The organism is Pseudomonas sp. BLCC-B112, assembly GCF_028550695.1.
Lineage (GTDB): Bacteria > Pseudomonadota > Gammaproteobacteria > Pseudomonadales > Pseudomonadaceae > Aquipseudomonas > Aquipseudomonas danubii.
Window position 1 is genome coordinate 91,097 of the sequence record NZ_JAQQGK010000013.1, and the last position, 14,541, is coordinate 105,637.

Genomic DNA, 14,541 nt, shown 5'->3' on the forward strand with positions numbered 1-14,541 from the left:
CGAGCAAGCCATGGCCTCACCGAACCGGTCAGGCACCCTCAAAAAACCGGCTAGGCACCCGAGGAGTCAGCGGTTGGCTGCGCTCCACTTGGCCCGTGCCGCGTGCAGCTTCTTGTAGCTGTCGATCAGCCGCAGGTGACGGTCCAGGCCTTCGAGCTGCAGGTTGGTCGGGGTCAGGCCGTAGAAGCGCACGCTACCGTCCACCGAGCTGATCACCGCGTCCATCCGTTCGTTGCCGAACATGCGGCGCAGATTGGCTTCGTAGTCGCCCAGCTCCAGTTCGTCGTCCAGTTCCACTTCCAGCACCGCGTTCAAGGCCTGATAGAACAGCCCGCGCTCGACGGTGTTGTCGTTGTATTGCAGGAACATCTCCACCAGTTCCTTGGCCGGGTCGAACTGCCCCAGGGCCACGTGGAGCAGCAGCTTGAGTTCGAGGATGGTCAACTGGCCCCAGGCGGTGTTGTCGTCGAACTCGATGCCGATCAGGGTGGTGATGTCGGTGTAGTCGTCCAGCTCGCTTTCTTCCAGGCGCTCCAGCAGTGAGCGCAAACCGTCTTCGTTCAGGCTGTGCAGGTTGAGGATGTCTTCACGGAAGAACAGCGCCTTGTTGGTGTTGTCCCAGATCAGGTCGTCCACCGGGTAGATTTCCGAATAGTCCGGCACCAGGATGCGGCAGGCGGTGGCCCCCAGGTGCTGGTACACCGCCATGTAGACTTCCTTGCCCAGGCCTTCGAGGATGCCGAACAGGGTCGCGGCTTCCTCGGCGCTGGCTTTTTCCCTTTCACTGAAGCCGCTCTGGCTGGTGAAGTCCCACTCGACGAATTCGAAGTCCGCCTTGGCACTGAAGAAACGCCACGACACCACGCCGCTGGAGTCGATGAAGTGCTCGACGAAGTTGTTCGGCTCCATCAGCGCCTGGCTTTCAAAGGTCGGTTGCGGCAGGTCGTTCAAGCCTTCGAAGCTGCGGCCCTGGAGCAGTTCGGTGAGGCTGCGCTCCAGCGCCACCTCGAAGCTCGGGTGAGCACCGAACGAAGCAAACACGCCGCCGGTGCGCGGGTTCATCAGGGTCACGCACATCACCGGGAACTCACCGCCCAGGGACGCGTCCTTGACCAGCACCGGGAAGCCTTGCTCTTCCAGGCCCTGGATGCCCGCCAGAATGCTCGGGTACTTGGCCAGCACTTCCTGGGGCACGTCCGGCAGGGCCAGCTCGCCTTCGAGGATCTGGCGCTTGACCGCCCGCTCGAAGATCTCCGACAGGCACTGCACCTGGGCTTCGGCCAGGGTGTTGCCGGCGCTCATGCCGTTGCTCAGGTACAGGTTCTCGATCAGGTTGGAGGGGAAGTACACCACCTCGCCGTCAGACTGGCGCACATAGGGCAGGCAGCAGATGCCGCGCTCGATATTGCCCGAGTTGGTGTCGTACAGGTGGGAGCCGCGCAGCTCGCCATCGGGGTTGTAGATGGCCAGGCAGTGTTCGTCGAGGATCTCCTTGGGCAACTCGTCCTTGCGCCCCGGCTGGAACCAGCGCTCGTCCGGGTAATGCACGAACTCGGCGTTGGCGATTTCCTCGCCCCAGAACTGGTCGTTGTAGAAGAAGTTGCAGTTCAGGCGCTCGATGAACTCGCCCAGGGCCGACGCCAGGGCGCTTTCCTTGGTCGCGCCCTTGCCGTTGGTGAAGCACATCGGCGACTGCGCATCGCGGATATGCAGCGACCAGACGTTGGGCACGATATTGCGCCACGAAGCGATTTCGATCTTCATCCCCAGGCCCGCGAGGATGCCGGACATGTTGGCGATGGTCTGCTCCAGGGGCAGGTCCTTGCCGGCAATGTAGGTGCCTGCACTGGCGCCCGATTGCGGCATCAACAGCGCCTGGGCATCGGCGTCGAGGTTTTCCACTTCCTCGATGATGAACTCGGGGCCGGTCTGCACCACCTTCTTCACGGTGCAACGGTCGATGGAACGCAGGATGCCTTGGCGGTCCTTGTCGGAGATGTCCGCCGGCAGTTCGACCTGGATCTTGAAGATCTGGTTGTAGCGGTTTTCCGGATCGACAATGTTGTTCTGCGACAGGCGGATATTGTCGGTGGGGATGTTGCGGGTCTGGCAGTACAGCTTGACGAAGTACGCCGCGCACAGCGCCGAAGAAGCCAGGAAATAGTCGAACGGACCCGGCGCCGAACCATCGCCCTTGTAGCGGATCGGTTGGTCGGCCACCACCGTGAAGTCGTCGAACTTGGCTTCAAGTCGAAGGTTGTCGAGAAAGTTGACCTTGATTTCCATGGGGGGCACCGGCATCACAAAGCAAAAAATGGCGGGCATTATCCGGGTTTTTGCGCGGGAAGTGTTGTGGTTTTCGGCGCACGGGTGGATCGCCAGGGCTGGCTGCCGGTCACAGACACCGGCACCCGGCCCCGGGCATCACTCCGGCATTCAGGCTTTGAGGATGAAACGATTGGATATCCGCGAATAGCCCAGGGGCAACAACTCGGCTTCGTGCTCCTTGATCAGCTCATGCAGCGCGTTGGCGGTTTCGGCCACCGGCCTGGCTTGCTCCCTGGCCTGTTGCATGACCTGGCACGACTGCCTGAACAGGCTTTCGTAGGCGGGCGAGTTCAGGGACAGGCAGCCAGGGAAGCGCACCGCCTCAAGCGCTGCATCGAACTGGCGGGCGTCGCCACTGTGTTCCAGGTCGTGCAGCAGCTTTTGCAGAAAGGCACTGCCCAGGTTGGAGCCGCTGAGCCAGACCCGATGCCACACGTTCCACAGGTGAAAGTCGCTGAAGGCTTCATAGGAGCAGGAAACCAACTGGTCATTGGTCGCCACCGCGTTCAGGCAATGGCGCTCGACTTCGATGAACTGTTCCCGTTGCCAGCGGTTGCTGCGGGCGGCGTCCAGCACCTTGGGGGCCAGCCTGAGGATGGACTCGAAGGTGGTGATCAACCCCCTGGAGAACAGCGGGTCGATAAACCCTGTGGCTTGCGGCAGCAGGCAGAAGCGATCCCCGACATTTTGCACGCTGCGGTAGTTGATGCGCGGCGCGTAGATCCACTCCCGGGCATTGACCGCATCCTTGAAGTGTTCGCCGATGGCCGGGTACTTTTTCAGCAGTTTGCGAAACTCGATCTCCGGCGCCTCGGTGGGACGGTACTTGGCGTTGTTGAACTGGAAGCCGACGCTGCACAACTGATTGGTGCCCTGCGGATGGTTATTGAAGGGGATGACCCACAACCAGCCCTCTTCGAAAATGTGGTGCAAGGTGCTCTTGAACAGTTCGATGGGGGAACCAGTGCGGGACAACGGAGCCAGGGCATCTTCGTAGCTCTTCACATTGAGCATGTGGGTGAAGAATGAGCAGGTGTCGGTCGCCAGCCCTTCGGTGGTGCGCAAGCCCAGTTGGCGGGAGAGCGGAGAGCCTTGGGCAGCAGCGTCAATGATGAACGCGGCCTTGACGAGGGCGGCGTTGGACAATGCCACCTCGACCCCGTCGTCGTTGAGGCTGATCGACTCGATCTTGATGTTCTGTCTGGATTCGGCGCCGTGTTTCAGGGCAATCATCAGAGCGAAATAGTCGATGTCCTGCCGGAAAAGATGAGCTTCCGGCACCTTCAGCGGCGGGGCCACAAGGTGGTCGGGGGACGACGGCGCGTTCTCTTGATGCCAGGCAAAACTGAAGCCCAGCTTGATCCCGCAGGCGCTTGAACCGACGTGCTGGATGATCTTGTCGGGGTGCGAGAGGTAGGCGATTTCAGGGATGTCGAAGCGCTTTGAGAGCAAGCGCAGCAGAAAACCGCTTTCCGGTGTCGCCGCTTCGCCGACGGAGAATCGTGGGTGCTGGGCCGAGTCGAGGATCAGAACGTTCAGCCCGGACTTCGCGAGGACGGCGCCGGTCAGCGCGCCGGCGATACCACTACCGATGATAATGACGTCGTACTGATTCATGATGTCTGGCTCTTGTCTTGCAAGGTGGTGGCTCTGGAAAGCGCTGAATGCATTGCGGTATCGAAATGCAGGGTGGCCAGGGTCTGCGGTATTTCCTTTTCAAACGGCAAGTCCCAGTAAGGCGTGCTGCCGATCGAGCGTTTCAACTCATTGATGAACAGGCGAGTCTTGGCCGGGACAACGCTGCTGCGTGCCCTCAGTGCGTAAATCGCTCCCTGTTGCGGATCGGCCTCGCAATATTCGTCGAGCAGCGACACCAGTTGGCCGCTGGCGATCTGTTCATGCACCAGCCAGGTGGGCGCGTGGATGATTCCTATGCCTTGAAGGGCGCCGTCCACCAGCAACTCGGAACTGTTGACCGATAGCCGGCTGCTGGGCATGAGCTTCTTGAGCAGGCCATCGACCTTGAATTGCCAAGTCAGTGAGAAGTTGCTGCAGGTGCTGTGGATCAGGCAGGCATGTTGGTACAGGTCTTCAAGAGTTTGCGGACAGCCGTGTTGCCGGACGTATTCCGGGCTTGCGCAGAGCACGCGCCGCATATCCGCAAGTTTCGTTGGAATCAGATTACTGTCCGGCAATATGCCCAGCTTGATACAGATATCGACGTTATCGATGCTGGGGTCGAGAACTTTGTCGTTAAGCGAGAATTCAATTTTCAAACCGGGATGATGGTTCAGTATTCTGCTCAACAAAGGCGCTACATGGCGCCGTCCAAAGGCCACGGGTGCTGAAACCTTGAGAATACCAAGGGTCGATGCAGTGTGTTCTTTTACTTCTGATCTAGCATGCCCAATGCATCTCGAGATGTTCTTTGCATGTTCGAGAAAGAGCAGGCCTGTGTCGGTAAGTATCAAACATTTTGTCGATCGATTGAATAAGCAGGTTTCAAGTTCTTTTTCGAGGCTATTGATTCTGCGCATCACCGAAGAAGGTGGGATGCCAAGTAGTCTTCCTGTTTCGGAGAAACTACCCGTTTTAGTTACGGATATATAAAGGTCTATGTCATTGACAACGCCTAGCGCCTTCATTCCTAAATCCTTTTAGAATTTTTAGTGTCTTTTTTTTGTAAAGTAAAATTACAAATAGATCATGACAACCTACTTAGTACGGCTAGGCTTTTTGTTTGTCAAGCAGTGCTGGGGCCATGATTAGTTGGCTTTGGTAAAATTGATTCATAATATTTCAGGCGCCACAGCTCTACCCGGCGCAGAGCGGAACACCGTCCAAGTGCAAGGCTTGGTTTGCACTATCTGGATACAAAAATAGTTCTAGTGGCTAATTGCGCAGAGCGCCAAAACTATGCTTTGGGGCTCGAAGATGACTTTCTGAAGGTCGTCATATAGGCCTGTGGAACATCGTTAAGTTGTGTTGGCTTCGATGTTGTCGGGGCTGTTTTGCCTTTGCGGATATGCAAAGGCCTTTTGCAAAATCGGCTATTCACAAGTGCATTCTTATTGAGGATTGTAGACGGGTTTTCCCAACCCACGATTGTCGAGTGCAGGAGCGTACGTCTATGGACGGAGAGGAAGTTAAAGAAAAGATTCGTCGCTACATCATGGAAGATTTGATCGGGCCAAGTGCAAAGGAAGATGAGCTTGATGACCAGACTCCACTACTGGAGTGGGGCATTCTCAACTCGATGAATATCGTCAAGCTCATGGTCTACATCAGGGATGAAATGGGTGTCTCGATTCCAAGTACCCATATCACCGGCAAATATTTCAAAGACCTGAATGCAATATCCAGGACTGTCGAGCAACTAAAGGCCGAGTGCGCCTAACAGGGAGTGGGCAATGAGCGATCATGATTATGATGTAGTGATTATCGGTGGCGGGCCGGCGGGTTCGACCATGGCCTCCTACCTGGCAAAAGCCGGTGTCAAATGCGCGGTGTTCGAAAAAGAACTGTTCGAGCGCGAGCATGTTGGCGAGTCGCTAGTACCGGCCACCACTCCGGTGCTGCTGGAAATCGGGGCGATGGAAAAGATCGAGAAAGCCAACTTCCCGAAGAAGTTCGGCGCTGCCTGGACCTCGGCAGATTCCGGCCCCGAAGACAAGATGGGCTTCCAGGGGCTGGACCACGATTTCCGTTCGGCGGAAATCCTCTTCAACGAGCGCAAGCAGGAAGGGGTCGATCGCGACTTCACGTTCCACGTCGACCGCGGCAAGTTCGACCGCATTCTTCTGGAGCACGCAGGTTCGCTGGGGGCCAAGGTCTTCCAGGGCGTGGAGATCGCTGACGTCGAGTTTCTCAGCCCGGGCAATGTCATTGTCAATGCCAAGCTGGGCAAGCGCAGCGTCGAGATCAAGGCGAAGATGGTGGTGGATGCCAGCGGTCGCAACGTGCTGCTGGGCCGCCGGCTGGGCTTGCGAGAAAAGGACCCGGTCTTCAACCAGTTCGCGATTCACTCCTGGTTCGACAACTTCGACCGCAAGTCGGCGACGCAAAGCCCGGACAAGGTCGACTACATCTTCATTCACTTCCTGCCGATGACCAATACCTGGGTCTGGCAGATCCCGATCACCGAAACCATTACCAGCGTGGGCGTGGTTACGCAGAAGCAGAACTACACCAACTCCGACCTCACCTATGAAGAGTTCTTCTGGGAAGCGGTGAAGACCCGGGAAAACCTGCATGACGCGCTGAAGGCCTCGGAGCAGGTCCGCCCGTTCAAGAAAGAGGCGGACTACAGCTACGGCATGAAAGAAGTCTGTGGCGACAGCTTCGTGCTGATCGGCGATGCCGCGCGGTTCGTCGACCCGATCTTCTCCAGCGGCGTCAGCGTTGCACTCAACAGTGCGCGCATCGCCAGCGGCGACATCATCGAGGCGGTGAAGAACAACGACTTCAGCAAGTCCAGTTTCACTCACTACGAAGGCATGATCAGGAATGGCATCAAGAACTGGTATGAGTTCATCACGCTCTATTACCGCCTGAACATCCTCTTCACCGCGTTCGTTCAAGACCCACGCTACCGCCTGGACATCCTGCAATTGCTGCAAGGGGACGTCTACAGCGGCAAGCGCCTGGAAGTGCTGGACAAGATGCGCGAAATCATCGCTGCGGTTGAAAGCGACCCGGAACACCTCTGGCACAAGTACCTGGGCGACATGCAGGTTCCTACCGCCAAACCCGCGTTCTAAACACTAAACACCCAGTCGAAGGAGATGACTGAATGGATGCTCGTGCGCCCATGGATTTTGAACCCATTGCAATCATCGGGAGTGGATGCCGCTTTGCCAAAGGTGCATCGACCCCCGAGGCATTCTGGGAGCTCCTTCGTGCTGGGACCGATTTTGTCGGACCGGTTCCCGCAGAGCGCTGGGACACAGCAGCGATCTACGATGAGAACGCTGCTGAAACCGGTACGACCTACAGCAAGGTGGGGGCGTTCCTCGAGCACATCGACCGCTTCGATGCGCATTACTTTGGCATCTCGGCCTCTGAAGCCAAGGAAATGGACCCGCAGCAGCGTCTGCTGCTGGAGGTCGCCTGTGAAAGCGTGGCCCGTGCCGGCCTGACCCGCGAGCAGCTCAAAGGCAGCAGGACCGCGGTCTATGTCGGCATGCTGGGCATGGATTACCTGGCGCTGCATTCCCGCGAGGCCGGCATCGAACAGATCAATCCCTACTATGCCGCCGGCAAGGAATTCAGCTTCGCCGCCGGGCGTATTGCCTACCACCTGGGTGTTCATGGGCCGGCAATGACCGTGACCACTGCATGCTCTTCTTCCCTGGTGGCCATGCACCTGGCCTGTCGCGCCTTGCAGGCAGGGGAGGCGGACATGGCCCTGGCCGGAGGGGTGAACCTGATGCTGGCGCCGGACCTGACGATCTACATGAGTCAGATCAGGGCGATCTCGCCCAGTGGCCGCTGCCGGGTATTCGATGCGGCGGCCGACGGGATCGTCCGGGGCGAGGGCTGCGGGGTCACGGTGCTCAAGCGCCTGGCAGATGCCCTGCGCGATGGCGACCCGATCCAGGCGGTGATCAGGGGCTCGGCGATCAACCAGGATGGCGCCAGTGCCGGCCAGACCGTGCCCAACGCCAATGCCCAGGCTGCGGTGATCAGCCAGGCCCTGAAAGTGGCCGGCTTGAGCGTGGACGACATCGACTATGTCGAGGCCCACGGCACCGGTACGCCCCTGGGCGATCCGATCGAACTGTCTTCGCTGGACAGAGCCTTCCAGGGGCGTGGGCGGCCGCTGTGGGTGGGCTCGGTCAAGGCCAACATGGGCCATCTGGATGCGGCCGCCGGAATGGCCAGCGTGATCAAGACCATGATGGTTCTCAAGCACGCCGAGGTGCCTGCGCAACTGCATCTCGCACAGTTGAACCCACTGGTGGACTGGAAGCGTTCCCGGCTGGCGGTGCCCACGGCGATCGAGTCGTTGCCCGACCGGCCGCGCCTGGCTGGAATCAGCGGTTTCGGGCTCAGTGGCACCAACGTCCACATGATTCTCGAAGATGCCAGCGCCTATCGGCAGGCACAGCCGCAGCAGGAACGATCGGCACAGGGCCGGCCCTGGGTCCTGCCGGTATCGGCCAGGTCCGCGCAGGCCGTGGTGGAGCAGGCCAGGGCCTATGCCGTTCATCTGCCGCAGCAGGACGATAGGCAATTACAAGCCTTTGTCGCCAGCGCCATTCATCGTCGTGATCACTTTCCCTACCGGTCGGCCGTGGTGGGTGCGAACGCCGCGCAATTGAAGAGCCAGCTGGAGCAACTGCCGGCCCCGACCTTGGCCTGCGCGACGGACGAAGAGGATCGGCGCGGGCCCGTGCTGGTGTTTACCGGGCAGGGCGCCCAGTGGGTGGGAATGGGCCGCGACCTGCTTGAACGGGAGCCGGCCTTCCTGGCGATGATCCGGCGTTGCGACCAGGCGCTGGCCCAGTGGGCAAACTGGTCGGTGGAGGCCGAGCTGCGCAGCGACGCCAGTGGGTCCCGCCTGCACCTGACCGAATTTGCCCAGCCCTGCATCTTTGCCATCCAGGTGGCGATCAGTGAATGCTTGCGCCAGTGGGGTGTGATCCCGGCGGCGGTGGTCGGCCACTCCATGGGGGAGGTGGCCGCGGCCTATTGCGCCGGAGCACTGGACCTGGAGTCGGCGGTGCGGGTCATCCACCATCGGGCCCAGGCCATGAAGGACACCCTGGGGCAGGGGCGGATGCTGGTGGTGGGCTTGCCCGCGCCGACGCTCCAGTCGCGTCTGGCGAACAACCCGCAACTGGAACTGTCGGTGGTCAACAGTCGAAACAGCTGTGTGGTGTCCGGCAGCCCACAGGCTGTACAGGCTCTGGATCAGCAACTGCGTGACGAAGGCATCTTCACTTACCTGATGCCGGCGGAATATGCCTTCCACTCCTGCCAGATGGATGAGTGCCTGACGCAGATCCGCGCGGGGCTGGAGGATTTGCCGGTGGTTGCCGCGCACACGCCCTGGATTTCCACCAGCGCGATGCCCGAGGAGCCGATCCTGGCAGATGCCGACTACTGGGCGAGGAATGCCCGTGGCATCGTGCGCTTCGATCGCGCCATTGAACAGTTGATCGAGCAGGGGCACCGGCTGTTCGTCGAGATCGGTCCGCACACCGTGCTGGCGGCGTCGATCAACCAGGCCCTGGCCGACAAGGGAACCCAGGGGCTGGTGTGCGGCGCCTTGCACAAGCAGGGCGACGCCGCCCTGGAGCTGGCCAGTATTGTTGCCCGCCTGTACGAGTGGGGCGCGGGTCCCGACTGGCAAGCCTTCCAACCCAGGGAGGCGGCGCTGGAGCTGCCGGCCTATCCCTGGCAGCAGGAGCGTTTCTGGTTTGCCCCGGCGCCGCGGCCGCAGCCGGCAGGGCTCGTGTCCCAGCTGCGGGCGCAGGTACTGGTGTATGACGCCCAGGGCAATCTCTGCGCCCAGGCCAACGATGTGGCGCTGAGCGTGCCGGAGCTGGCACAAGTCGCTGTGCCGGCACCGGCCAAGGTGCCCGCAGCGGCGCAGCCGGTGGGGGATGTGCGGGCGCAGATTGGTGCACTGCTGACGCAGATCATCGGCGTGGCCTGTGCCGACCCGGACCCGGATCGAGGCTTCTTCGAACTGGGCCTGAGCTCGATTTCCCTGGTTGAATTCAAGCGCATGCTGGAACGCCAGTTCGCCCTCAAGCTGTCGGCGACCGTGGGCTTCGACTATCCCACCATCAACCGGCTGGGCCAGTACCTGGAAGGGCTGCTGTCCCGAGAGCCGGCCAGCACCCCGGTAACGGTCGATGCCGGGGCGAGCGACGCCGCGGGGAGCATCGCCGTGGTGGCCATGGCGTGCCGGTTTCCCCAGGCCGACAGCCCCGAGGCACTCTGGAAGCTGATGCTGGAACAGACGGACACCGTAGGGCCGGTACCGCCGTCCCGGCTCGCCGGCGCCAAACCGGGGGAAACCTTCCCGCGGTTTGCCAGCCTTATCCAGCGCCCCGAAGGGTTCGACGAAGCGTTCTTCCGCATTTCCCCCAAGGAAGCCCGGAGCATGGACCCCCAGCAACGGCTGTTGCTGATGGTGGCCTGGGAGGCTCTTGAACGGGCCGGTATCCCTCAGGAGAAGCTGCTGGAACAGAGGGTCGGGGTGTTTGTCGGGGCCAACTCCCACGACTACGAAACCCGGGTCCTGGGTAGCGCGCAAGGCGTGGATGCCCACTACGGCACTGGCAGTTCGTTTTCGGCGATCTGCGGGCGCCTCTCACATTTTCTCGGCGTGCGTGGGCCGAGCCTGACGGTGGACACCGCATGCTCGTCATCGCTCACGGCCATCCATCTGGCGTGCAACAGCTTGCGTGCCGCGGAGTGCGACATCGCGATTGTGGGTGGGGTGAATGTCATCGCCTCGGCGTCGATCTTTCAATCCATGGGGCAGGCCGGCGCATTGGCCCCGGACGGCATCAGCAAGGCCTTCGACGACAGTGCCGACGGTTACGGTCGAGGGGAGGGCTGCGGCGTGGTCATTCTCAAGCGCCAGGCCCAGGCCGAGCGGGAGCGTGACCCGATTGTCGCGACGATTCTCGGTTCGGCGGTCAATCACGACGGTGCCTGTGCCGGGCTGACAGTGCCCAATGGTCCGGCGCAAGAGGCGCTGATCAGCGAAGCACTGGCCAACGCCGGTGTGCATCCGGGGCAAGTCAGCTACGTCGAGGCCCATGGCACCGGCACGGTGCTGGGTGACCCCATCGAGCTCAACGCCCTGCACAACGCCTATCGCCAGGCCAGCCCCGACAGTCCGGCGCTGACGGTGGCCTCGGTCAAGGCCAATATCGGGCACCTCGAGGCGGCAGCGGGCATCGCTTCGCTGATCAAGGCCTGCCTGGTGGTGGAGCACGGCCGGATTGCCCCGCAAGCCCATCTGCAGCGGGCCAACACCCGTGTCGACTGGGCGACCATGAACCTCAAGCTGGCGCATCAGGCCATGGACTGGCCGGGCCGGCCAGAGTCGCGGGTGGCCGGGGTCAGTGCCTTTGGTTTCACCGGGACCAACGTGCATGTGCTGCTCAAGGGCTATACGGCGCCAGCGACAGCGCCTTTGCCTCCCGCCACAGCGCCAGTGGCCTTGTGCCTGTCCGCGGCCACCCCGGCGGCATTGGCGGAGCTGGCCCAGCGCTATGTGTCCTTCCTGGGCGCTACCGAGCACTGCCCACAGACCATCTGCTACAACGCGCTGGTGCGGCGCACGGCGTTCAAGGAACGCCTGGTCGTCCACGGCCAGGATTGCCGCGAGCTGGCTCAGGAACTACAGGCCTGGCTGGCCGGCAGCCCCATCGCCAATGACCGCAAACCCGCGGCCGGCGAACCCTGGGCAACCCTGGCCGAGGCCTTTGGCCGCGGCGTCCAGCCGCCGGGCCCCGAGCGCTTGCCGGACGGCTGTCAGGCCATCGGGTTGCCCACCTATCCGTGGCAGCTCAACGACTACTGGATCGATGCTGGGCAGCCGGCTACGGCGATGCAGCCCGACCGGGCAGCCTCGGGCCATCCTTGCCTGCAGATGCTGGTACGGCCGGCCGGGCAGCTCTGGTACTGGTCGGGGGCTCTCGCTCCTCAGGCCGGGCATTACGATCCGCTGGGCGAACAGGGGTACAGGGTCAAGACTCACCTGTTGCTGGATGCCGTGCTCCAGGCGGTGCGGGAAACCCCGCGGGGCGTGCAGCAGATCCGCGACTTGCAGATTGCCCAGTTGCGTCTGCGCGGCGAACAGCACCTCACTTCGCACCTGAGCATCCACCTCACCCAGGCCCCTGACGCCTGCTTCGAACTGGCCTTGCAAGGGGCCGGCGACGAGCGCCGCCAGGTCTGCATGAGCGGAACCCTGGTTGACTGTACAGCGCAGTTGCAGGAGGAAACCCTGCGCGGGGTGTCGATGCTCGATGAGCCTTCACCGCCGGCGCCGGACGTTGGCCTGTGCCCATGGTCCGGGTGTGCGGCCACGGGCGGGCAGCGGGCCTTGTACCGCTTTGCCCACTCCCTGACGGCGGCTGAGCGCCAGACCCAGTTGCTGGCCAGTGTGGTCGAGCTGTTTGAAGGCGCCCACGCCGCCGCGCTGGTCGGGTTCTCCGGGCTCCAGGTATGGGCAGACCTACCGGCGCAGGTATGGATTGTGCTGGCCGGCCATGACGCCGACAAACCCGACAGCCTGCAGGTAGTGGATGCCCGGGGTTGCCAGCTGGCACTGTTCGAAGGTCCGCAGTTTGGCCATCCTGGTTCGTGGTACTTGCCCGACCTCCAGACCGCACCCCTCGACCTGCCGATGATCGTTCGCCAATGGCAGGACTATCCGATACCGGGCGAGGGTGCTCGGCAACGCGAGGGCTACTGGATGGTGCTGGCCTGGAGCACCGCCGAGGTCCAGCCACTGGCTGCGGCGTTTGCGGCTGAACAGCGTCCGGTCGAAGTCATCGAGCTGCACGCCGGGCAACAACCTCTGGCCCGCAAACTGTCCTCGGCGTTGCGCGGGGCAGTGGCCGATCCGTCCTGCCTGGGGGTGATCGTTGCCGGCGTTGATGCTCAGGAGGCCGACGGCCTCGGTACATCCCTGGTGGCCTCTGCGGCGCTGGTACAGGCCTTCGCCGGCGCGATTGCCAACGTCGGAACACCGGCAAAGCCGGTCTGGTTCGCCCTTCATGCCAGGGATGCTGCATCGCCGGCCATGGCCGCTGTCCAGGCCACCTGGCAGGGCGCCGCGCATATCTTCGCCCTGGAGCATCCTGCCTGGTGGGGCGGTCTGGTGACTTTGCAGGGCAGCGACGGAAGAAGCTACGCCAGCCTCTGCCGGCTGTTGCACGGCCAACCTGGCCATGATCACTTTGCGATCAGCGGCGCCCGGGTCGAGGTGCAATACCTGGTGGAGGATCAAGCCGATCCGCTACAGCGCCTGGAGCCGCCGGCGCTGAACGGAACCGTTGTGCTGCATGCCGTCCCGGGATCTGACCTGGAGCCTGTGCTGACGGCGCTCGGGCAGCGGGGTGTGCAGCGTGTGCTGCTGCTCTGCGAGGCCCCCGGGCAACTGCACATGCCTGAGCGGATGCCCGAAGCGATGGCGATCAGCAGCCTCTCGGACCTGAGCCGGGAAAAACTGGCTGACACCTTCGCGACGCTGCGAGAGCAAGACCGCATCGCCGGCTTTATCCACCTCGATCTTGACTGGCGCACGGTTGCGCTCAAGGAGCCAGAGTTTGTCGTGCGAATGCAGGAAGGCGTTCGGCCGCTTGAGGTCTTGCAGCAGGTTCACCAGCTGATCGATGACCCCGAAGCGTTCTTCCTGATCCTGGGCAGCGTGTCTTCCCTGCTTGGCGGGGCCGGCTTCGCCCGCTCGGCGATTGCCGATGCGTATGCCTCGTGGGTGCATGCACAGCGCCGGCGCCTGGGGTTGAACTGCCAGCTGCTGCACCTGACGCAGAGCGAACAGGAGCTTGAGCAGGGCGCCGCAGCCCGCACGGCCATGCAAGGCAGCGGCCTGCAACCTTTGCAGCGCTCGCAGATAGTGCAAGCCATAGCCCGCGTGCTGGGCGGCCAGGGCCAGTGCGGGCTGCTCAATGTCGACTGGCAACAACTCAAAGGGCTGTACCTGGGCGTGCTGCCCTGGCCCTTGCTCGAACACCTGGGTGCAGCGGATAGCGCATCGGATCAGCGTCTGGCCGAGCTGATTGGCCTGCCACCGCTGCAGCAGCGCCGGGCCATGCAGGCGCTGGTCTGCGAGGTAGTGGGGCAAGTGTTCGGCGTTGCCGATGGCCTGGAACTCGATGTCAGGAAGGGCTTCTTCGACATGGGCATGTCCTCGGTCATGTCGCTGGACCTGCGCTCACGGCTGGGCCGGGCGTTGAGCATCGACCTGCCTTCGACCTTCGGCTTCGAATACACCTCCATCGAACAGGTCACGGACTATCTCATGGGCCAGCTCCTGGCGCCTGAAACCCGGGAGCCGGTGGCGGCGCCCGAACCTGTGTCGCCAGCGTCGCGGCATCAGGACCTGCATGAACTGTCACGGGCCGAGCTGATTGGTGCTCTCGAAGACGAGCTGCGCGATATCGCCAATTACTAGCCCTGGGGCTGGATGACAACTGCCAGAGAATCACTGATCGAGGC

6 protein-coding genes are annotated in these 14,541 nt (G+C 62.1%); 3 read left to right on the plus strand and 3 right to left on the minus strand.

All coding sequences use genetic code 11. The features are described from left to right. Positions 1-66: 66 nt before the first annotated feature. The 3 genes from PQT43_RS27975 to PQT43_RS27985 form a co-directional block, all read right to left on the minus strand. Complete coding sequence (locus PQT43_RS27975) at positions 67-2,286, minus strand: OsmC domain/YcaO domain-containing protein (protein ID WP_272755204.1); 2,220 nt, start codon at positions 2,284-2,286, stop codon at positions 67-69. A 150-nt stretch (positions 2,287-2,436) separates the two neighbouring features. Continuing rightward, a complete protein-coding gene (locus PQT43_RS27980; RefSeq protein ID WP_253085677.1) occupies positions 2,437-3,945 on the minus strand; it encodes an NAD(P)/FAD-dependent oxidoreductase in 1,509 nt (502 codons plus the stop codon). Beyond that, positions 3,942-4,973: a LysR family transcriptional regulator gene (locus PQT43_RS27985; protein ID WP_267268314.1), complete on the minus strand. Its 1,032-nt coding sequence runs from the start codon at positions 4,971-4,973 to the stop codon at positions 3,942-3,944. The genes PQT43_RS27980 and PQT43_RS27985 overlap by 4 nt, the downstream gene beginning before the upstream one ends. A gap of 485 nt (positions 4,974-5,458) precedes the next feature. Between PQT43_RS27985 and PQT43_RS27990 the strand changes: the two genes are divergently transcribed. The 3 genes from PQT43_RS27990 to PQT43_RS28000 are packed head-to-tail and all read left to right on the plus strand — an operon-like array spanning position 5,459 to position 14,497. After that, complete coding sequence (locus PQT43_RS27990) at positions 5,459-5,725, plus strand: phosphopantetheine-binding protein (protein WP_011061078.1); 267 nt, start codon at positions 5,459-5,461, stop codon at positions 5,723-5,725. 13 nt (positions 5,726-5,738) lie between these two features. Continuing rightward, a complete protein-coding gene (locus tag PQT43_RS27995) occupies positions 5,739-7,088 on the plus strand; it encodes an NAD(P)/FAD-dependent oxidoreductase (RefSeq protein ID WP_210482147.1) in 1,350 nt (449 codons plus the stop codon). Between the two features lie 32 nt (positions 7,089-7,120). Continuing rightward, positions 7,121-14,497, plus strand: coding sequence for a type I polyketide synthase (locus PQT43_RS28000; RefSeq protein ID WP_272755247.1), 7,377 nt, complete (start codon positions 7,121-7,123; stop codon positions 14,495-14,497). Positions 14,498-14,541 lie beyond the last annotated feature (44 nt).

Coding starts and splice junctions, on each gene's coding strand:
- PQT43_RS27985 (WP_267268314.1), bottom strand. CDS start 4,973: ATGAAGGCGCTAGGCGTTGTCAATGACATAGACCTTTATATATCCGTA.
- PQT43_RS27980 (WP_253085677.1), bottom strand. CDS start 3,945: ATGAATCAGTACGACGTCATTATCATCGGTAGTGGTATCGCCGGCGCG.
- PQT43_RS27975 (WP_272755204.1), bottom strand. CDS start 2,286: ATGGAAATCAAGGTCAACTTTCTCGACAACCTTCGACTTGAAGCCAAG.
- PQT43_RS28000 (WP_272755247.1), top strand. CDS start 7,121: ATGGATGCTCGTGCGCCCATGGATTTTGAACCCATTGCAATCATCGGG.
- PQT43_RS27990 (WP_011061078.1), top strand. CDS start 5,459: ATGGACGGAGAGGAAGTTAAAGAAAAGATTCGTCGCTACATCATGGAA.
- PQT43_RS27995 (WP_210482147.1), top strand. CDS start 5,739: ATGAGCGATCATGATTATGATGTAGTGATTATCGGTGGCGGGCCGGCG.